Raw genomic sequence first — 18,586 nt, forward strand, 5'->3', positions numbered from 1 at the left:
ACGCGCATATGTGCGCTCCTCCGCTGCCCCATGGGACTTCCAACCGCAAGGCAGCTTTTCGTCAATGTTTGCCTCACGGCATTTGGAGGTCCCTTGAGTTGCACAAGCATCATCGCGCGCTGGGGTTAGCGACCACCCATCTCGGCACCGCCCGTGTAGCCGACATCGCTAAGCTTCGTCCGGTCCAGCCGGTAACGCTCGTCCGCCCGCACGCCGCATCGCGTGCGGCCCGGTTCTTCGCCGAGAAGTTCCCGGGTCGTTCGATGTATGCCGTGAAGGCCAATCCCTCGCCGGATCTGATCCGGATCCTGTGGGAGAGCGGAATCACGCATTTCGACGTCGCATCGATCGCCGAGGTTCGCCTCGTCGCCGGTGTCGCGCCGGAAGCCACGCTTTGCTTCATGCACCCGGTTAAGGCTGAGGAAGCCATTGCCGAGGCGTATTTCGAGCACGGCGTCCGCGTATTCAGCCTGGACAGCATGGAAGAGCTGGACAAGATCGTGCGTGCCACCAAGGGCGCCACCGATCTCACGCTGTGCGTACGCCTCCGCGTATCGTCGGATCACTCGAAGCTGAGCCTCGCGTCGAAGTTCGGCGTCGGCCAGGGCGAGAGCAAGGACCTGCTGATCGCGGTTCGCCAGGTGGCGGATGCCCTGGGCATCTGCTTCCATGTCGGCAGCCAGGCGATGTCGCCGGAAGCCTATGCCAATGCGATGGAGCGCGCCCGCGCCGCCATCGTCGAGGCGGGCGTCACGGTCGATGTCGTCGATGTCGGCGGCGGATTCCCGTCCAGCTATCCCGGCATGGAGCCGCCGCCGCTCGAGCGCTATTTCGCGACGATCCACCGCGCCTTCGAAAGCCTGCCGATTTCCTATTCGGCAGAGCTGTGGGCCGAGCCGGGCCGTGCGCTGTGCGCCGAGTACAGCTCGCTGATCGTGCGCGTCGAGCGTCGTCGCGGCGACGAGCTGTACATCAACGACGGCGCGTACGGCGCGCTGTTCGATGCGGCGCATATCGGCTGGCGCTTCCCGGTCCGTCTCCTCCGCGAGCCGGATTCGAATGCCAAGGACATGGGCTTCAGCTTCTACGGCCCCACCTGCGACGACATGGATCGCATGGCGGGCCCGTTCGAGCTGCCGGCCGACATCCAGGCGGGCGACTATATCGAGATCGGCATGCTCGGCGCCTATGGTGCCGCGATGCGCACCGGCTTCAACGGCTTCACCGCCGGCGATACGGTGATCGTCGACGACGAGCCTATGGTCTCGCTCTACACCGGCGAAGACGAGGCGGCTGCCGCCACCCCGTCGAACGTCGTCAAGCTGTAATCTACACGGCCTATCCGACCTCGCTCCCCTTCCGCTTGCGGGAGGGGTCGGGGGAGGGCATGGCGTATTCCTGGTTGGGAGCGGCCGAACAGCCTCTCCCCTAACCCCTCCCGCAAGCGGAAGGGGCATTATGGGTTTCCGCGTCCCCTTTGAATGACGGCGGCCATAGGAAGTATTGGGAGTTCCCATGTCCGACACCCTCACCAAGACCGCGGCGGCCAACGCCCCGATCAACGACACCCGCAAGGCCGAGCTGCTTTCGAAGCAGGTCAAGCACATCGACATCAAGAGCTTCGACGCCCGTCCGATCGTCGACGCGATGAGCGACATGAGCTTCACCAGCCGCGACCTCGGCCGCGCGACCAAGATCTACAACGACATGCTGGCCGACAAGGACTGCACGGTCTGCCTCGTGATCGCGGGCTCGACCTCGGCCGGCGGCTGCATGGATCTCTATGCCGAGCTGGTGCGCAACAACATGGTCGACGTGATCGTCGCCACCGGCGCCACCATCGTCGACATGGATTTCTTCGAGGGCCTGGGTCACAAGCACTATCAGGCGCTCGAGATCCCCGACGACGACACGCTGCGCTCGCTCTACATCGACCGCATCTACGACACCTATATCGACGAGGAGCAGCTCCAGGACTGCGACTTCACGATCAACAAGATCGCGAACGAGCTGGAGCCGCGCGCCTATTCGAGCCGCGCCTTCATCCGCGAGATGGGCAAGTATCTGTCGGAGCACGGCAAGAAGGAAAACAGCCTCGTCAAGCTCGCCTATGAGCATGACGTGCCGATCTTCTGCCCGGCGTTCGTCGACAGCTCGGCCGGCTTCGGCCTCGTCAAGCATCAGGTCGACCAGATGAAGGCGGGCAAGCCCTATCTGATGATCGACGCTGTCGCGGACTTCCGCGAGCTGACCGAGATCAAGATCCAGGCGGGCACCACCGGCCTGCTAATGATCGGCGGCGGCGTCCCGAAGAACTTCATCCAGGACACCGTCGTCTGCGCCGAGATCCTCGGCCATGAGGACGTGGAAGTGCACAAGTATGCGGTGCAGATCACCGTCGCCGACGTGCGCGACGGCGCCTGCTCGTCCTCGACGCTGCAGGAAGCCGCAAGCTGGGGCAAGGTGAACACCGGCATCGAGCAGATGGTGTTCGCGGAAGCCGGTTCGGTGATGCCGCTGCTCGCCAGCGACGCCTATCACCGCGGCTACTGGAAGGACCGCGCCAAGCGCGGCTGGGCGAAGCTGTTCGCCTGAGCCCTTAGGGGACCGACAAACGAAACGGCCGGGGAGCGATCCCCGGCCGTTTTGTTATGCCCAGGAGGTAAGCAGATCACTCCGGCCGCTTGTCTCTCTGATCGAAATCCACTTGCTCAAAACCAGCGGTTTGCAAGGTATAGATGACGCCACCCAGACAGCGGTACGGCGTATTTTTCAAGGCTGAAACGATCCGAGCCTTGCGGCCCTTCCTAGCTTCCGGCTTAGCAACCGTTCGAAGTTGATCCATTGTCAGCTTTTGCCCTGCCACTTCGGCAAAGCAAGCGTCACCAGACCCGCGCACAATGACGACATAAGGTTGCGAACCCGCCTCAGGGAGGTGGAGCAGGGCCAAGGTGAGCAGGAGGATTGGGGTCATGCTGAAAGAATGCATATGAGCATTGGGGGGCGCAAGCGCTGACCAACCGTGAGACCAGCGCAAGCAATCCAAGCAGATTCAACCCCTCCCATTCAGAGGAGGGGTTAAGAGACTTGGATCACCCCTCCACGGCCTCCCGCTCGGCCTTGGCGAAGGACGTCAGCTGGCTGAGCGTTTCGTCGAAATTGCCGTTGCGCTCGGCGTTGCGGAAGGGGCGGACACGCTCGACCAGCACTTCGCGCGGCGTAGGGGTCTCGCCAAACAGCGCCATCACCTCGTCGGCGAACTGCTGGAGCGGTTGATAGTGCGGGCGCTGGGCCTGGCCCGGCGTGAGGTCCGTCTGCACGCCCGGCGGCGCCAGCTCGATCACCTCCACGCGCCCCTCCAGCGCAGCGCGCAGGGCAACGGTATAGCTGTGCATCGCCGCCTTCGTGGCGCTGTAGGTCGGTGTCGTCACCAGCGGCACGAAGGCAAGTCCCGAGGTGACGTTGACGATCGCCGCGTCTGGTGTCGTCACGAGATGCTCGACCAGCGCGTCTATCAGCCGGATCGGCCCGAGCAGGTTGGTCGCGATGGTCGCCTCGGCATCGGCGAGATCGCGCTTCGCATCGAGCGCCTCGAAGCGCATGATCCCGGCATTGTTGACCAGCACGTTGAGCTGGGGATGCGCCGCGAGCAGCCGGCCGACGAAGTCCGCAACGCCCTCTGCGCTTTCCACATCGAGCGTCAGCGCGTGCATATTGGCTCGGCCCTCGCACGCCGCCTCCAGCGCCTCGCGCCGTCGCCCGGCGACGATCACGGTGTTGCCGGCATCGTGGAACCGGTGCGCAAGGGCCTGGCCGATGCCCGAGCCGCCGCCGGTGATCAGGATGGTGTTGCCGCTGGTCTTCATCATAGCCTCCAGTGCTAATTGCTGGCGGCGATGTACGCCGCTAGTCTCGAAACGAAAGAAGGCACCCGAAAGATTTATACGCACCAAAAAGAGAGTGACGCGATGCCCGCTGCCGCCGCCCATGCCGACTATCCGGAGATGGACCCGCGCGTCGAAGCGCTGGTCACCGAGGTGATCGGCCGCGTCGCCGACAAATGGACGATGCTGATTCTCGAAACGCTGACCGAGCAGGGCGAGTTGCGCTTCACCCAGATCGGCAAGGCGGTGCCCGGCATCAGCCAGAAGATGCTCACCCAGACGCTGCGCCAGATGGAGCGCGATGGGCTGGTGATCCGCACCGTCCATGCCGTGATCCCGCCGCGGGTCGACTATCGCCTCACCGACCTCGGCGGAACGCTGGCCGAGGCGTTCTGCGGCGTGTGGCTCTGGGCCGCGGCCAATCTGGAGCGGATCGAGGCGGCACGGACGGCGTTCGACGCGCGCATCACCAAGGGGTGATCGTGCGGGTCACGGCCGCTGTTCCAGCCGCGTGACCATCCGCCGAACGGTGTCGATCTGCAGCCCGTGGCGCAGCTGGAAGCCGAACCACTGGCTATAGCCCCACCAGTCCCAGCAGCCATAGGGATTGGCCTGCCAGGTCAGCGGCATGCCACCCCAGCTCGGCGACTTGTCAACCTGGGGGTAGAGCAGGATGATCCGGTTGGTATCCGCCCAGCGATTATAGCCGAGCTGGGCATAGATCACGCCGCTGCCGCCCAGCGACTCCACGCTTTGCACGCAGCCGTGGAACACCACATGCACGCGGCAGCCGGGGGTACGGCGACAGGCCTCGGGCACATAGGCGTAGCCGGTGTTCGCCATCGCCGCCAACCCGCTCCCATACAGACGCTGATCGAACGCGATCGGGCGGGCGGAAAGCGCCGCCGCGGGCGCGTGCTGCAGCCGGTAGATGTGGTGCAGGATTTCGTAGGGCTGGTCATAGCGCCGCCCGTCCTCGGCGCATTGCACCACGTAGATCGCCGTTTCCTCCTCGCATCGCCCGCCGACGGTGGCGGAGACGAAGGCATGGCTGGCAGGCAATCGGTCGACAAAGGCGAGCGAAAATGTCGGCACCCTGGCGAGCGCGTAGAAATCACGCAGCGCACGCATCATCGCCGGGACGACGACATGATCGTTGCTGCCGGTGAACAGATAGACGCGCTGCCGGGCGATGTTCGAGACGGGATCGATCACGCGATCGCGTGCGAATCCGGTTACCGCGGCCCAGCTCGACGTGGCGGACCAGGCCTGGTCCATGCAAAAGGGCTTGGCACCCGCCGCGCGGAACACAGCCCCGCAATTGTACAGCCCGCCGGCCACGACGCCGACGCCCATCACCTCGCTCGACCAGGCGACCGAATATTGCACCGCCATGAAGCCGCCGGAGGAAAGTCCCGAGACGGAGACTTGGCTGCGATCCGCCCCCAGTGCAGGAAGTTCCTGGGCGGTGACCAGGGGCGCCCAGCACAGCGCAAGCAACGACAGCAGCAAGGAAAAGGCGCGCATCTCTCACCCCCCGGTGACCCTGATGATCCGCGCCGCGACCGCTCGCCGGCCGTCGCTGGACGCGCGTGCGACCCGGACCCGGACGTAGCATGATTCGCTGCGTCCGCGAAGTTGAAATGGCATGATGCGCAACGCCCTCGCCAGTCGCGCACAGCAACACTATAGCTGCTGCCCGCGACGGTGCCCTTCCCCGCCAATATCAGGATACGCCAATGTTTCGCTCGCCGCTTGCGCTGCTGCTGTTAACCATAGCGGTTCCTGTACAGGCGCAGCGGTCATTCACCGAAACACTGCCACAGGCCTCGGCGCCGATGCTGATCGCCCGCTACGGCGCCGATCCGCTGCAGCGGGGCGAGTTGCGCTTGCCCAGCGGCAAGGGCCCCTTCCCCGTGGCGGTGCTGATCCATGGCGGCTGCTGGGACGCGACGCGGGGAGATCTGCGCGACACCGGGCCGCTCGCCGAGGCGCTGGCGGCCCGCGGAATCGCCACCTGGAACATCGAATATCGCCGCAGCGGCAACCCGGGCGGCGGCTGGCCCGGCACCTTCGACGACATCGCCGCTGCGATCGACCATCTCGCGGTGCTCGCCCGCAGCCGGCCGCTGGACCTCGCCCATGTCGCCGTGGTGGGACATGACGCCGGTGTGCCGCTCGCGCTCTGGGCCGCTGCCCGGCCTACGAGCAAGGACGCGGTTGCCGATACCATCGCCGTCAAGCCGGTCACCGCAGTCGCGATCGACGGCCCGGGCATCGTCATGCCCTTCACCGTCGCCGGCGCGCAGGGCTGTGACGAGTCCGCGGTGACCCGGTTCCTGGGCGGCACGCCGGCGGAGAAGCCCGCCGCCCATGCGCTCGCCAGCCCGCAGGCGCATCTGCCGCTCGGCGTCCACCAACTGATCGTCGTCGGCGCGCTGGGCGAGCAGATGGCGCCTTATGTTCAGGCGGCGCTCGCCTCGGGCGACACGCTGGTGAAGCTTGCCCCCGGCGGCGGCGACCATCGCAACGTGATCATGCCCGGCACGCCGCAGGGCAAGCAGGTGGCGGACTTCATCGCGGCACAGGCGTTCGACGACTGAGCGCCCACCTCATTGCTAACCGTTCGCAACAATATCGCGAACGGCTCGCAATAATCATCCCCCTGCCCCCAGCAGGTCGTGCCTGCGCAGCGCGTGGCGAAGTTGGTCGTAGGTCAGCCCCAGCGCCTCGGCGGTGGCACGCTGGTTGAAGCGATGTTCGGCCAGTGCCTGGGATAGGAGCTGCTTCTCGAAGCGCGAAACACGCGTCTTGAAGTCGCCGCCCAGATCCGAGATCGCCGACGGCGCAGGCGCAGGCGCAGGCGCAGGCGCGGGCGCGGCCATAGCGGGCGCCGACGGCTCTGCAGCGGTCTCCACCGGGCGCATCGACGAGGCCATTGGTCGCGGGCGATAGGGCGAGGCGAAGGGGTCGATCTCGATCCGGTCGATCGGTCCGCCGCGATCCCAGCGATACACCGCGCGCTCCACCACATTGCGCAGTTCGCGGACATTGCCCGGCCAGTCATAGGAGAGCAGCGCGTCGAGCGCATGCGGGCCCCAGCCCGGCCAGTCCTGCCAGCCGAGTTCGGAGGCCATGCGCCGGCCGTAGAACTCGGCCAGCACCTCCACGTCACCACCCCGGTGACGTAGCGGCGGCAAGGTCACCACCTCGAAACTCAGACGGTCGAGCAGGTCGGCGCGGAAGGTGCCCTTCTCCACACGGTGCGGCAGATGCTCGTTGGTCGCCGCGACGATGCGGACGTCGACCCGCACCGGCCGCGACGAACCGATCCGGGTGATCTCGCCATATTCCACCGCGCGCAGCAACCGTTCCTGCGCGCCCATCGACAGCGTGCCGAGTTCGTCGAGAAACAGCGTGCCGCCATCGGCCTCCTCGAAGCGCCCAGTGCGCGCCTTGGTGGCGCCGGTGAAGGCGCCCGCCTCATGGCCGAACAATTCGGCTTCGATCAGCGTCTCGGGCAGCGCCGCACAGTTCATCGTAACCAGCGGCTGGTCCCAGCGGGGGCTCAGGCGGTGGAGACGCTCGGCAACCAGCTCCTTGCCGGTGCCGCGCTCGCCGATCACCAGCACCGGGCGATCGAGTGCCGCCGCGCGGCTCGCCTGTTCCAGCGCGTCGAGAAAGGCCGAAGACTGGCCGATGACCTGGGTGATCCGCTCCATTCCTCAAGCTTGGCGAATTTTCCCAACTGTTAGCAAGCGTAATTTGATTGATTACGTTTGTGGTCAAATCACAAACGGCGGTTTTGCGCCATTTTTCAAAATTGGCACGCCTTCTGCAAAGATGGAGGCAAGCCCGATGACGGGCAGCAACAACAACCTACCAAGGTTCAGGAACACGATCATGACCAACCAGATCCACACCCTCCGCAACGCCTTCGTGGCGGTTTCCTTCGCCTTCCTCGCCAGCGTGGCTCTCACCGCCGGCGCGGTGGCCCCGGCGATCGCCTGAGGCGGGCACACGAGGTCTCCCCGGCACTGCCCCCCTCGGTAGTGTCGGGGCCGCCGGAAGGGCCCCCATCCCTTCCGGCGGCACCCCCAAAGAACAGACGAAGGAGCGCAATATCATGGGTATCTTCTCGCGAACCCGCGACATCATCGCCGCCAACGTTACCGACCTGCTCGACAAGGCCGAAGATCCGGCCAAGATGATCCGCATGATCATCCTCGAGATGGAGGAAACGCTGGTCGAGGTTCGCGCCAGCGCCGCCCGGACGATCGCCGATCAGAAGGAAATGCGCCGCCACATCGCGAAGCTCGAAAAGCTCCAGGAAAGCTGGACCGAGAAGGCCGAACTGGCCCTGTCGAAGGACCGCGAGGACCTCGCCAAGGCCGCCCTGGTCGAACGCCAGAAGGCTGCCGACATGTGCGACCAGCTGCAGCAGGAGATCGCCGTGCTCGACGACGCGCTCCGCGCTTCGGAAGAGGACATCAACAAGCTGCAGAACAAGCTGCGCGAGGCCCGTGTTCGCCAGAATTCGGTCGTCGCCCGCCTGGAAAGCGCCAACAACCGCGCCCGCTTGCGGGAAATGACCAACGGGTCGAAGATGCAGGACGCTTTCTCGCGCTTCGACATTTTGGAACGCCGCGTCGATCTGGCCGAAGGCCGTGCCGATGCGATGGGCCTGGGCGGCAACCCGAAGACGCTCGAAGAAGAAATCGCCGAACTCCGCTCGTCGGAAAAGGTCGATGCCGAACTCGAAGCGCTGAAGGCACGGCTGAACAAGGGAGCCTGACGCGTGAACGACTTCCTCATCCCGGTCTTCGTCTGCGCCATCCTCTTCCTCGGACTGCCCTGGATCGTCTTCCACTACGTAACCAAGTGGAAGCAGGCCGGGACCATCACCCGGGAAGACGAGAACCTTCTCGACGACCTCTACCGCACGGCGCGGATGCTTGAAGACCGGCTGATGACGGTCGAGCGCATCATCGCCGCCGACAACCCCGACTATCGCCCGCTCTCGGCCCATCGCCCCGAGCAGGTGCCTTACGATCCTTCACGGAGGAACTGAGATGTCCGCTCGCACCAAATTCTATCTCGATCGCCAGAACCGCAAGTTCATGGGCGTCTGCGCCGGCCTGGCGGATTACACAGGCATCGACGTGACTTGGGTGCGGGTGGCCACCGTGCTGCTCACCGTCGCCACAGGCTGGGTCGCGCTGGGATATTTCGTCATCGCCTGGCTCGCCAACCCCAAGCCGGTGGGCCTGTACGACACGCCGGAAGACGAGCGCTTCTGGCAGGGTGTCCGGTCGAGCCCCAAGCGCTCCACCGCCGAGGTCCGCTCGAAGTTCCGCGACATCGATCGCCGGCTTGCCGACATCGAGATGTTCTACACGAGCCGCAACACCCGGCTCGCTGACGAGATCGACAGCCTGCGCTGAGGCGCAGGCAACAGGGAGGCAAGGCAATGAACTGGGGTGGTCCCGAATTCGTGATCGCGCTGGTGGCGATCTCCACGCTGGGCTGGCTGGCCAATAACTGGATCCGCGCCAAGCATGGCTATTCGATCAGCGACGATCACGGCGAGAATATCCACAAGATCGACCCCGACGCCAACCGCAAGATCGACCTGCTCGCAGCCGAGAACGAACGGCTCGCAGGCCAGATCAGCCGACTGGAAGACCGGATTTCCGTGCTCGAACGGATCGCCACCGATCCCGCCGAGCGCACCGCCCGCGCCATCGACGCGCTGCGCTCAGACTGAGGAGACGACCGATGATCGAAGTAGCGCTCGCACCCTTCCTGCCCTGGATCATCCTCTCGGGCATCGCGCTCGGCTTTGCCGGGATCGCGGCGGGGATCTTCAGCTACTGGCTGCGCGTCAAGCACGGCTATCCGCTGGAAAGCACCTGGGGCAAGGCCATCTATCCCCAGCGCAACGACGAGACGGTGGAGCGGGTCAAGCTGCTCAGCCAGGAAAATGCCCAGCTGCGCGCCGAACTGGGCGCGGTGAAGGACCGGCTCGCCAATGTCGAACGCATCGTGACCGACGGCGCGCATCAGCTCGATCGCGAGATCGACGCGCTCCGCAGCCGCTCGAACTGAAAGGAACGCAGACCATGCTTTCCCCGATCCTCATCCCCATCCTCGGCATCAGCTGCGGCCTGGTAGCGATCATCGGCGGTGTCTTCTTCCGCCCGCTGTTCAAGCTGTGGGAGCGCCGGATGGAAATCGAAGCTCAGATGACCGCGGAAAAGGCCGCGCAATATGCCGCCCAGACCGCGCGGCTGGAGCAGCGGGTCCAGGTGCTCGAGCGGATCCTCACCGACCGCGGCATGGGCCTCGCCGAAGAGATCGAGAAGCTGCGCGACGCGCCGCTGAACTGAAGAAACGTTCCCACCGTCTTCTAAGCAAGGAAATTTCGATGATTGTCATGCTCGCAGTGCTTGCCGCACTGTGCGGGGGAGCTATTGCCCTCGCTGAAAGCCGCGATCGCCCCCGCCGCCGCGCCCTCCGCGCCGCCCAGGCATCGCAAGCAGGGAACTGAGGCGCCACGCGCGCCGACTAGGGGAGTAAGGTGCAATGAACCCGTTCGAAATGGTCGTGGCCATCATCGTCGTGATCACGATCGGCAAGGTTCTCCAGGCGCGCTACGGCGTCGTCAAAGGCCGGGATAGCAGGCTTGAAGGACTTGCGAGCCGAGACCCGGCCGAGAAGTTCGAGGCCGACCGCCTCCGCGACGAGATCCGCAGCCTCAAGGAGCGCGTCCAGGTGCTCGAGCGCGTCATCACCGACAACGAAAACAGCCTGCGGCTCGACCACGAGATCGAGAAGCTGCGCGACAAGAACCGGATCTGAGCCATGTTTCTGGGAGCAAACCCCATGACCATCGACCCGCAAACCACCCTCACCCTTGCCGTCTCCGGCCTGGCCGGGCTGGGCATGATCACCGCCGCGGCGCTGTCCGGCTGGCGCGGCTGGCTAGCGCTGAAGCACCGCGAGCTGGTTGAACTGCGCCGCCCGGAGCCTACCGCCTCGACGATGCCCAGCCCCGCCTCGCGGATCGAGCTGGCCGACCTCAAGGAACGCATCCGCAAGCTGGAAGCGATCGCCGCCGGGGTGGACCTGTGAACCAGGCGACCCCGCCGGTGGCGGAGACCCAGCCCGCCCCGGCGCCGGTGCGGGCACCCCGCCCCCGGCTCGGCCTGCGCTACGACGCGCCAGCCGCCAAGTAACCACGAGGCTGGAAAAGCGCGCGGGCTCAGGCTAGCGCGGACGCCATGACCAGCCTCGACGATCTCCAGGAAGAATACGGGTTTCTCGACGCCGACGATCGCTATCGTCTGCTGATCGATCTCGGCAAGGCGCTCGAGGAAATGCCCGACCCGCTAAAGACCGATGCAACGCTGGTGCGCGGCTGCTCGGCATCGGTGTGGGTCTACCCGACACGGACCGACGACGGGCGGCTCCACTTCCTGGCGGATTCGAACGCGGCGATCACCAAGGGCATCATCGCGCTGGTGCTGCTGACGGTGCAGGACCGCGGGCCGGCCGAGATCCTGACGACCGACATCGAAGGCGCGCTGGCGCCGTTCGACCTGAAGAACCAGCTCAGCTCGAACCGGACCCAGGGCATCCCCAACATGATCGCGCTGATCCGCGAGACGGCGGGACGCTACGCCTGAACCCCTCTCCCCTCCGGGGAGAGCGTACGCTCCTCGCTTCAGCCAAATACCTCGTCATCCCCGCGAAGGCGGGGATCCATTGCCGCTGAAAGCGCGGTTCTTTCCCCAAGCGCACAGGCGAATGGACTCCCGCCTTCGCGGGAATGACGATGGGAGGTTGGAGAAGGGCAGGCGCCCCCTTTGCGCGAGACTCAGGAAAGCCCCAGCTCGCGGCCGACCTCTTCCAGGTCCGCGCCCTTCTTCACGATCAGCCATTCGCGCGCCTGCGCGCCGTTGACCACGGTCACCGCCCCGCCGGGGCACACCCCCAGGCATTTGGTTTCGACCACGCCGACTTCCGCCTTGCGCCCCTTACCGAGCCCGAATTCCTTGCGCAGTGCCTTGGCTAGCGAAGTCTTGCCCTTGGGGCCGAAGCCGCCGCCGAGCTTCTTCGAGCATTTCCCGCAGACCAGCACCGCATTGCCCCAGTTGGAGGCGACCAGCTGGCTCATTGCGGCTTCCACTGGCGCCGGTCCTCGGCGGTCTTGAGCACGTCGTACGCCGCCTGAATCGCCTGGAACTGCTTGGCCGCGGCGGCGTCGTTCGGGCGCACGTCGGGATGATATTCCTTGGCGAGCCGGCGCCACGCGCCGCGCACCGCCTCGAAGCTTGCGTCGACCTCCAGTTCCAGCACTTCCAGCGCCTTCATCTCGTCGCGCGAGCGGCTGCCGTCGCCGGGGCCTGCCCAGCTGTTGGTCGCCGAATGGGCATAGCCGTTGGCGGTGCGCCGCTCATTCACCTCGCGCTGCGCGGCTTCTTCGGCGGTAAGCCCGGCGAAATAGTCCCAGTTGCGGTTATATTCCGCGGCATGTTCCTCGCAGAAATACCAGCGGTCCGGGTTGTTGGGGGACTTGGGCGCGGGCCGGTCGCCGGGCTTCTCGCAGCCGTCGCGGTCGCACAACCGCACGCGCGCGGCCTCGCGCTCCGAGCCATACTCGCGCCAGCGGGGAAAGCCCCAGTCCATCGATCGCGTGTGTCGCGCCATAACTCGCCCAAATAGGCATGGGGCCGGCCAAAGGCCAGAGCCCGCCGTACCGCAGCAGCTGCCAGAACCAAAATGCCAGAGGGTCTGTAAGCCGGGTTCTGTCCACCCCCGAAAGGGATAGGCGACCATTCCTCTAGGCGACGGATTGCTCCGCCGCTCCAGCAACCAACCCGGACGACGCGCCGGAACGAGGCGCATGTGCCGTCCCTATTCGGTCTTGCTCCCGGTGGGGTTTACCAAGCCGCTTCCGTTACCGGTCGCGCGGTGCGCTCTTGCCGCACCCTTTCACCCTTGCCCTTACCCCGGAGAACCGGGGCAGTGGGCGGTCTGCTCTCTGTGGCACTTTCCCTGGGGTCGCCCCCGGCGGGCATTACCCGCCACCGTCGTTCCGTGGAGCCCGGACTTTCCTCCCCCTGCTTCACAGCAAGCGGCGGCCGCCCGACCCTCTGGCGCGGTCCGCTCTAGCGGGTTCGCGCCGCCGCGCAAGCGGTTCAGCGTTGCGACGCGGCCGGTGCGCTCGGCGCGGGCGTGGATTCGCTGGTGGTCGCAACCGCGACCGGGGCGTCGGCAACGGGCGTAGCGGGCTGCGGTACCGCGTCGATCCGCTGCGCGGCCGCCTGCTCGGAGGCAGCGGCGTCGCGCGACTTGGCCTGTTCGGCCGAATCCTGCGCATCGGCGCGGGCGTCCTGCGCCTTGCTGGCGGCGTCCCGGTCCTTTGCCTGATCCTTCGCCTTGTCGGCGGCCTGCGCGCGCTGTTCCTCGGGCTGCTCGCTCGGCTCGACCTTGACCGGCGCCATCGCGGTGCCCCAGGCCTGCACGTCGATGCGCCATTGGGTGCTGGTCGTCCCGCCGGCGAGCGCCGCGCGGCGATAATCGGCGGCGACGCTCACCACCTTGTCGGCGCCTGCCACGCGGGCGACCCGGTGCAGCTCGGCCGTCGCCTCGGCAGCGGTGGGCGCGTTCATGATGCCGATGCCAGGCCCCTTCGCGTCACCGCGAACAAAGCTGGTCAGGCGGACATGCACAGGGCCCAAGGGTGCCATTGCAGCGCGAATCGAGTTGCTCACCGTTCGTACCTCCGGCGCCCACCCAATCAAATCCCGCTTAGAATTCCGTAACCAAACATGGTTACCGGGCAACGATTCGCTCAGTCCTCGCCTTGCGGGCGCGGCAGCAGCAGCGCGAGCAGGATGCAGCGGCACTCCATGTCGATCTCGCCGTCGATCAGCTCGGGTCGGAAGCGCCGCTGGAAGGCGGTCACGGCCGCGACCGGATCGGTCACGTCATAGCCGAATCGCTCCAGCGCCAGCATGAAGCCGCCCTCGGGCCAGCCGGGATCGACGAGGTTGCGCGTCGGCCGCGGCAATGCGAGCCGCAGGCGGGCAAGCGCATGCCAGTTGAACAGCTCGCCCGGATCCTGCTTGCGCGCCGGGGCCACGTCCGAATGGCCGACCACGTTGCCGCGCGTGATGCCGTGCCGTTCCTTGATGTCCGCAACCAGCGGGATCAGCGAACTCATCTGCTCGGGCGTGAACGGCCGGTAGCCGAACTCGTGGCCGGGATTGACGATCTCGATCCCGATCGAGGCCGAGTTGACGTCGTCGATACCGCGCCAGTGCGCGCGGCCGGCGTGCCAGGCACGCTTGGCTTCGTCCACCAGGCGGAAGATGCGGCCATCCTCCTCGATCAGGTAATGCGCCGAAACCTGCGCCTCGGGATCGCGGAGCCGTGCCAGCGCCGCCTCGCCGCTCTCCATCCCCGTATAGTGGAGCACGATCATCGAGACGGGGGAGAGGCGCTCGCCGAAATTGGGCGAGGGCGCGTCGAGGATATCGAGGCCGCTGGTCATGCATTCTTCTACTGCACGCATCGGCGCTGACAATCCGCCCGGCTCAACCGCCCGTCTCAACCTGCTGCCGCAAGCGGCGCCGGCTCGGCATCGGCGGTGCGGTAGAAGCCGCGGAACGCCTCGCTGGGCGTGAAATGCTCGGTCAGCCCGATCACCGTCTCACCCGCGCCGAGGACCAACAGACCGCCCGGCTGGATTGCGCTCGCCAGCCGGTCGAACACCTGGCGGCGCAGCGGCAGCGAGAAATAGAGCATGACGTTGCGGCACAGGATGATGTCGAACTTGCCCGGCGGGGGCGCATCGCCGGTGAGGTTCTGCTGGCGGAACTGCACCCGGCGGACCAGTTCCTGCCGCGCCACCCAGTCGCCGCCCTCGGTATCGAACCACTGGACCATCCGCCGCACGGGCAGCCCGCGCTGGATCTCGAACTGCGAATAGCGCCCCGCCCGCGCCCGGGCGAGCGCGGCGGCGGAAACGTCGGTGGCGACGATCTCGGGCGGCATCGGGAATGCATCGGCCTTCTCGTCAAACAGCATCGCCAGCGACAGCGGCTCCTGCCCGGTCGAACAGCCGGCGGACCAGATGCGAAGCCGGCGGTTGCCGATCGCCGCCTGCGTCGCCACTGCGGCAGCCGCGATCTGATCGAGCACCGCCACGTCGCGGAAAAAGCTGGTTTCCTGGTTGAGCAGCACGTCCACCACCTGATCCGCCAGCTCGCCCGAACGCGCGCCGAGCAGCTGCCCGACAAGCGCATCGAGGCTCGGCAAGCCTCGTTCGCGCAGCACCGGCTTCAGCGCCGTCTCGATCCGCCATGCCCGGTTGGCGGCGATCTGCTGGCCGGTCCGCTGCTCGAGCAGCGACCCGATCAGCTGCATCGCCCCGCCGCTTGGCGCCATATGTTCGATCATCGCGCCCCTCCCCTGCCGATCAGTCGGCCTATCTCTTCGGGCGGCAGCACCGCGCTCGCCCGCCCGGCGGCGGCCACCGCGCCCGGCATGCCCCAGACGACCGAGCTCGCCTGATCCTGCACCAGCACCTTCGCGCCGACCTCGACCATCCGCCCGGCGCCTTCGCAGCCGTCGCGGCCCATGCCGCTCAGCACCACGCCCAGCGCGCGCGCGCCGAACACCTCGGCGATGCTGTCGAACATCGGGTCGACCGAAGGCATGCAGCCGCTGCGCGCCCATTCGGTGCTCAGCCGGATCGCCGCGCCCTCGGAGGTGCGGACCACCTTCATGTGGGCGTCGCCCGGTGCGATCACGATCCGGCCGGGCCGGATCCGCATGCGGTCGGTCGCGACGTCGCAGGGCCGGCTGCCGAGCACGGCCAGCTGGGTCGCGAAATAGCTCATGAAGCTCGGCGGCAAATGCTGGGTGACCAGGATCGGCAGCTGGAAGCTCGCGGGGATCTGGCGGAAGAACTGGCTCAGCGCGTGGATGCCGCCGGTCGAGGCGCCGACCGCGACGATCTGGAAGGCATCGAGCTGCACGCTCGCGCTCGCCGGCCGCGACGCCGGGGCCGGCGGGAAGGCACCGACCGGATTACCGGGCATGTCGAACAACTTGGCGAGCCGTTCCTCCAGCACCTCGGCGAAGCGACCGCCGAACGCGCCGACGCCAGGCTTGACCAGCGTGTCGGCAGCGCCCAGCGCCAGCGCCTGCAGCGTCGTCGCCGCGCCTTCGTCGGCCGAGGAGGAGACGATCAGCACCTTGGCGCCCTTGCCTGCGGCGACCACATCGGGGAGCGCGGTGAGGCCGTCGATGCCGGGCATGGCGATGTCGAGCAGGATGATGTCGACCGTCTCGCGCGACAGATAGTCGAGCGCCGCGCGCGCCTCGCTCAGCGCCGCCGCCACGCGGAAGCGCTGCGTGCCTTCGATCATCCGGCTCAGCACCGAGCGGGCGACGACCGAATCGTCGACGATCAGCACGCGCCCCGTGGCGGGGGCGCAGGCCGGATCGCTGGGTTGCAGGGAGGACTGGCTCGTCACGCGGGCGCGCTCCGGCGGGAGGAGGTCAGGCGACGCCGACGATCTGCAGCTTGCTTTCCAGCGTCTCGCGATCGAACGGCTTCATCACATATTCGTCCGCGCCGGCTTCGATCGCCGCGCGGATATAGGCCATGCCGTTCTCGGTAGTGCAGAATACGACCTTGGGTCGCGAGGGGATCGCCGATTCGCGCAACGCGCGCAGGAAATCCATCCCGCTCATCACGGGCATGTTCCAGTCGAGCAGGATCACGTCAGGGGCAGACGCCAGGCAGGCGTCGAGCGCCTCACGGCCGTCGCAGGCCTCCGTCACGGTAAAGTCCAGCGTTTCCAGAATGTGCCGGGCCACCTTGCGGATCACCTTCGAATCGTCGACGACGAGGCAGGTCTTCATGGATACGCCTTTTCACGAAGGAAGTGTTCGTTCTGACGCCTGTGTGACAGGCAAGGGTAAGCGGGCCGTTAAGCCGCGACCGCCTGTTGCGGAACAATCGCCGCGAGATCGACGATCAGCAGCGCCTCGTCGTCGCGTTCGATCAATCCGACGCCCACCCGCGCCCAGCCGCGATCGAGGGCGAGGCCGGGGGAGAGCGACTGGCGATCGAACAGCGCGACATCGTCGAGCGAGTCGACCAGCACCGCATAATCATGGCCGTCGACCCGCGTGATCACCGCGCGGCGCGCATGGGCGGGCATCGGTGCGAGGCCGAGCGCGGTGCCGGTGTCGATCACCGTCACCACGCGGCTACGCAAGGCGACCAGCCCACGGATCGCGCGCGCGGTCCGCGGCACGGCGACCGTTTCGGCGATGTCGACCACCGAATCGATCTGCGACGTGGCGATCGCGACGCCGCGGCCGGCGATCTGGGCGATCAGGAACAGCTCCATCATCCTTCCCCCACCGCGCGCGCCAGCGCATCGAACAAGGCCGACCGGTCGTAGCGATAGATGCCCTCGCCCACCCCCGGATCGCGCCGCAGCCGCACGACATTGCGCGCGACGGCGGGTGCGACGGGTCGATCGTCCATCACCAGCGCGACGTCGACCGGCACGTCGGCCGGCGGCTGGGTGACGCAGCGATAGCCCGCCGCATCCAGCATCGGCCGCAGGAAGGTTTCCATCCAGCCGCTGCCATCCCCTTGCAACAGGCACAGACGCGGCTCGGCCGGTCGCAGCGCTTCGCCCGCGAACAGCGCATGCGCGTCGAGCAATTCCACCTGTTCGCCGCCGATGATCGCAACGCCGGCAACCGGCCCGCAGCCGAAGACGGGCGCGATCTGATCGGGCAGATGGACGATCTCGACCGGCTCATGGATCGCATAGGCGATCTCGGTCGAACCATCGGTCAGGCGCAGCACGGGTACTTCGCGTCGGTCGCCGAACGGGGCGACGGCCTGCAAGGGGACGAGCGCCCCGCCGATCGCCAGACGCAGCTTGCCCGCCGTCAGGCGGATCGCGTCGACCGACACCGGCTCGACGCGGTCGATCGCCGCGAGCGGCATCACGCGGCGCTGGCCGTCCAGATCCTCGAATAACAGGGCCGGAATGGCGTCCGCGCGCGTCTGTTCGACCGGCGCCTCGTCGGCGATCAGCGTGTTGTCGAACCGCAGGCCCGCCATGGTCGCCATGCCCGATCCGTCGAGCAGCAGCATCGGCTGACCCGAATCGGGCAGCGTCTGGCCTGCGTACAGGCCCGTCGCCATCACGGCGGGGGCCGCCGGCTTGACCACCAGGTCCTCGGTATCGATCACCTGATCGATCACCAGCGCATAATCACCGCCGCGCGTCGACACGATCGCGAGCGTCGCGGCCTGATCCTTCTCGCCGGCAAGGCCCATCAATTCGGCGAGCGACACCATCGGCAGGCGTCGCCCGCGCACGGTCGCGACCGCAGTGTCGCCGATCGTGTCGATCCGCACCGATTCGCCACGAATGCGCAGGATTTCGTCGACCGACTGGCGAGCGATCGCGAAGCGATGATCGCCGACGCCGACGACGATCGTCGACATGATCGATAGCGTCAGCGGCACGAAGATCACGATGCTGAGCCCGCGCCCCGGCTGGCTGGACAGATGGGTGCGCCCGCCGAGCTGTTCGATGTTGGCGCGCACCACGTCCATGCCGACGCCGCGCCCCGAGATCGCGGTCACCGTA

Annotated in this window: 26 protein-coding genes and 1 other RNA gene; 13 read left to right on the forward strand and 14 right to left on the reverse strand. The window is 66.8% G+C overall.

The window, feature by feature from the left end; all coding sequences use genetic code 11:
* The first annotated feature begins 98 nt into the window (after positions 1 to 98).
* A complete protein-coding gene (locus tag QZ670_RS08035) occupies positions 99 to 1,328 on the forward strand; it encodes a type III PLP-dependent enzyme (RefSeq protein WP_294253746.1) in 1,230 nt (409 codons plus the stop codon).
* 187 nt (positions 1,329 to 1,515) lie between these two features.
* Positions 1,516 to 2,595 carry a deoxyhypusine synthase gene (locus tag QZ670_RS08040; RefSeq protein WP_294253747.1) on the forward strand — a complete coding sequence of 360 codons (1,080 nt, stop codon included), beginning with the start codon at positions 1,516 to 1,518 and terminating at the stop codon, positions 2,593 to 2,595.
* Positions 2,596 to 2,671: 76 nt separating this feature from the next.
* On the opposite strand, the gene QZ670_RS08045 is transcribed toward QZ670_RS08040, so the two are convergent.
* Both QZ670_RS08045 and QZ670_RS08050 read right to left on the reverse strand, forming a co-directional pair.
* Positions 2,672 to 2,974 carry a hypothetical protein gene (locus QZ670_RS08045; RefSeq protein WP_294253748.1) on the reverse strand — a complete coding sequence of 101 codons (303 nt, stop codon included), beginning with the start codon at positions 2,972 to 2,974 and terminating at the stop codon, positions 2,672 to 2,674.
* A 118-nt stretch (positions 2,975 to 3,092) separates the two neighbouring features.
* Positions 3,093 to 3,866, reverse strand: a complete 774-nt coding sequence (locus tag QZ670_RS08050) for an SDR family oxidoreductase (RefSeq protein ID WP_294253780.1) — start codon at positions 3,864 to 3,866, stop codon at positions 3,093 to 3,095.
* 102 nt (positions 3,867 to 3,968) lie between these two features.
* Here QZ670_RS08050 and QZ670_RS08055 point away from each other — a divergent pair, with 102 nt between their 5' ends.
* The gene (locus QZ670_RS08055) at positions 3,969 to 4,364 is read left to right on the forward strand and encodes a helix-turn-helix domain-containing protein (RefSeq protein ID WP_294253749.1); all 396 of its coding nucleotides are present in this window, start codon (positions 3,969 to 3,971) and stop codon (positions 4,362 to 4,364) included.
* 9 nt (positions 4,365 to 4,373) lie between these two features.
* Here QZ670_RS08055 and QZ670_RS08060 read toward each other — a convergent pair whose 3' ends face one another.
* Complete coding sequence (locus tag QZ670_RS08060) at positions 4,374 to 5,411, reverse strand: hypothetical protein (RefSeq protein WP_294253751.1); 1,038 nt, start codon at positions 5,409 to 5,411, stop codon at positions 4,374 to 4,376.
* A gap of 212 nt (positions 5,412 to 5,623) precedes the next feature.
* Here QZ670_RS08060 and QZ670_RS08065 point away from each other — a divergent pair, with 212 nt between their 5' ends.
* Positions 5,624 to 6,487 (forward strand): alpha/beta hydrolase, encoded by an 864-nt coding sequence (locus tag QZ670_RS08065; RefSeq protein WP_294253753.1) that lies wholly within the window; start codon positions 5,624 to 5,626, stop codon positions 6,485 to 6,487.
* A 54-nt stretch (positions 6,488 to 6,541) separates the two neighbouring features.
* On the opposite strand, the gene pspF is transcribed toward QZ670_RS08065, so the two are convergent.
* Entirely contained in the window at positions 6,542 to 7,606 is a 1,065-nt protein-coding gene (pspF, locus tag QZ670_RS08070) for a phage shock protein operon transcriptional activator (protein ID WP_294253755.1), read from the reverse strand.
* A gap of 404 nt (positions 7,607 to 8,010) precedes the next feature.
* Between pspF and pspA the strand changes: the two genes are divergently transcribed.
* The 9 genes from pspA to QZ670_RS08115 all read left to right on the forward strand — a co-directional run bounded on the left by pspA (position 8,011) and on the right by QZ670_RS08115 (position 11,572).
* A complete protein-coding gene (gene pspA / locus QZ670_RS08075) occupies positions 8,011 to 8,679 on the forward strand; it encodes a phage shock protein PspA (RefSeq protein WP_121078195.1) in 669 nt (222 codons plus the stop codon).
* 3 nt (positions 8,680 to 8,682) lie between these two features.
* On the forward strand, positions 8,683 to 8,955 hold the full coding sequence (pspB, locus tag QZ670_RS08080) for an envelope stress response membrane protein PspB (RefSeq protein WP_294253756.1): 273 nt from the start codon (positions 8,683 to 8,685) through the stop codon (positions 8,953 to 8,955).
* A gap of 1 nt (position 8,956) precedes the next feature.
* Positions 8,957 to 9,328, forward strand: coding sequence for an envelope stress response membrane protein PspC (gene pspC, locus QZ670_RS08085; protein WP_294253757.1), 372 nt, complete (start codon positions 8,957 to 8,959; stop codon positions 9,326 to 9,328).
* Between the two features lie 26 nt (positions 9,329 to 9,354).
* Complete coding sequence (locus tag QZ670_RS08090; protein WP_294253759.1) at positions 9,355 to 9,651, forward strand: hypothetical protein; 297 nt, start codon at positions 9,355 to 9,357, stop codon at positions 9,649 to 9,651.
* 11 nt (positions 9,652 to 9,662) lie between these two features.
* A complete protein-coding gene (locus tag QZ670_RS08095; RefSeq protein ID WP_294253760.1) occupies positions 9,663 to 9,992 on the forward strand; it encodes a hypothetical protein in 330 nt (109 codons plus the stop codon).
* Positions 9,993 to 10,006: 14 nt separating this feature from the next.
* Positions 10,007 to 10,273 (forward strand): hypothetical protein, encoded by a 267-nt coding sequence (locus QZ670_RS08100; RefSeq protein ID WP_019368744.1) that lies wholly within the window; start codon positions 10,007 to 10,009, stop codon positions 10,271 to 10,273.
* Positions 10,274 to 10,469: 196 nt separating this feature from the next.
* On the forward strand, positions 10,470 to 10,745 hold the full coding sequence (locus QZ670_RS08105; RefSeq protein ID WP_294253763.1) for a hypothetical protein: 276 nt from the start codon (positions 10,470 to 10,472) through the stop codon (positions 10,743 to 10,745).
* A 24-nt stretch (positions 10,746 to 10,769) separates the two neighbouring features.
* Positions 10,770 to 11,018, forward strand: coding sequence for a hypothetical protein (locus QZ670_RS08110; protein WP_294253764.1), 249 nt, complete (start codon positions 10,770 to 10,772; stop codon positions 11,016 to 11,018).
* 149 nt (positions 11,019 to 11,167) lie between these two features.
* Complete coding sequence (locus QZ670_RS08115; protein WP_294253766.1) at positions 11,168 to 11,572, forward strand: SufE family protein; 405 nt, start codon at positions 11,168 to 11,170, stop codon at positions 11,570 to 11,572.
* A gap of 191 nt (positions 11,573 to 11,763) precedes the next feature.
* Here the strand turns inward: QZ670_RS08115 and QZ670_RS08120 are convergent, their stop codons facing one another.
* From QZ670_RS08120 to QZ670_RS08165, 10 genes are all read right to left on the reverse strand, one after another.
* Complete coding sequence (locus QZ670_RS08120; RefSeq protein WP_121078213.1) at positions 11,764 to 12,063, reverse strand: (2Fe-2S) ferredoxin domain-containing protein; 300 nt, start codon at positions 12,061 to 12,063, stop codon at positions 11,764 to 11,766.
* Positions 12,060 to 12,596 carry a J domain-containing protein gene (locus tag QZ670_RS08125; protein ID WP_294253767.1) on the reverse strand — a complete coding sequence of 179 codons (537 nt, stop codon included), beginning with the start codon at positions 12,594 to 12,596 and terminating at the stop codon, positions 12,060 to 12,062. The genes QZ670_RS08120 and QZ670_RS08125 overlap by 4 nt, the downstream gene beginning before the upstream one ends.
* Positions 12,597 to 12,667: 71 nt before the next feature.
* An RNA gene (gene rnpB, locus QZ670_RS08130) (RNase P RNA component class A) lies at positions 12,668 to 13,046 on the reverse strand.
* A 41-nt stretch (positions 13,047 to 13,087) separates the two neighbouring features.
* Positions 13,088 to 13,561 carry a hypothetical protein gene (locus tag QZ670_RS08135; protein WP_294253769.1) on the reverse strand — a complete coding sequence of 158 codons (474 nt, stop codon included), beginning with the start codon at positions 13,559 to 13,561 and terminating at the stop codon, positions 13,088 to 13,090.
* A 182-nt stretch (positions 13,562 to 13,743) separates the two neighbouring features.
* On the reverse strand, positions 13,744 to 14,445 hold the full coding sequence (locus tag QZ670_RS08140) for an N-acetylmuramoyl-L-alanine amidase (RefSeq protein WP_294253781.1): 702 nt from the start codon (positions 14,443 to 14,445) through the stop codon (positions 13,744 to 13,746).
* A 56-nt stretch (positions 14,446 to 14,501) separates the two neighbouring features.
* Positions 14,502 to 15,353, reverse strand: a complete 852-nt coding sequence (locus QZ670_RS08145) for a protein-glutamate O-methyltransferase CheR (RefSeq protein ID WP_294253771.1) — start codon at positions 15,351 to 15,353, stop codon at positions 14,502 to 14,504.
* Entirely contained in the window at positions 15,350 to 16,435 is a 1,086-nt protein-coding gene (cheB, locus tag QZ670_RS08150; protein ID WP_294253773.1) for a chemotaxis-specific protein-glutamate methyltransferase CheB, read from the reverse strand. Before cheB ends, QZ670_RS08145 begins: the two co-directional genes overlap by 4 nt.
* Before the next feature lie 25 nt (positions 16,436 to 16,460).
* Positions 16,461 to 16,826, reverse strand: coding sequence for a response regulator (locus QZ670_RS08155; protein WP_294253774.1), 366 nt, complete (start codon positions 16,824 to 16,826; stop codon positions 16,461 to 16,463).
* 68 nt (positions 16,827 to 16,894) lie between these two features.
* Positions 16,895 to 17,320 carry a chemotaxis protein CheW gene (locus tag QZ670_RS08160; protein WP_294253783.1) on the reverse strand — a complete coding sequence of 142 codons (426 nt, stop codon included), beginning with the start codon at positions 17,318 to 17,320 and terminating at the stop codon, positions 16,895 to 16,897.
* Positions 17,320 to 18,586, reverse strand: a 1,267-nt coding sequence (locus QZ670_RS08165) for a chemotaxis protein CheW (protein WP_294253775.1), incomplete at its 5' end; no start/stop codon positions are given. The genes QZ670_RS08160 and QZ670_RS08165, both read right to left, overlap by 1 nt.

Origin of the sequence: uncultured Sphingomonas sp., from assembly GCF_913774285.1 — a bacterium.
Lineage (GTDB): Bacteria > Pseudomonadota > Alphaproteobacteria > Sphingomonadales > Sphingomonadaceae > Sphingomonas.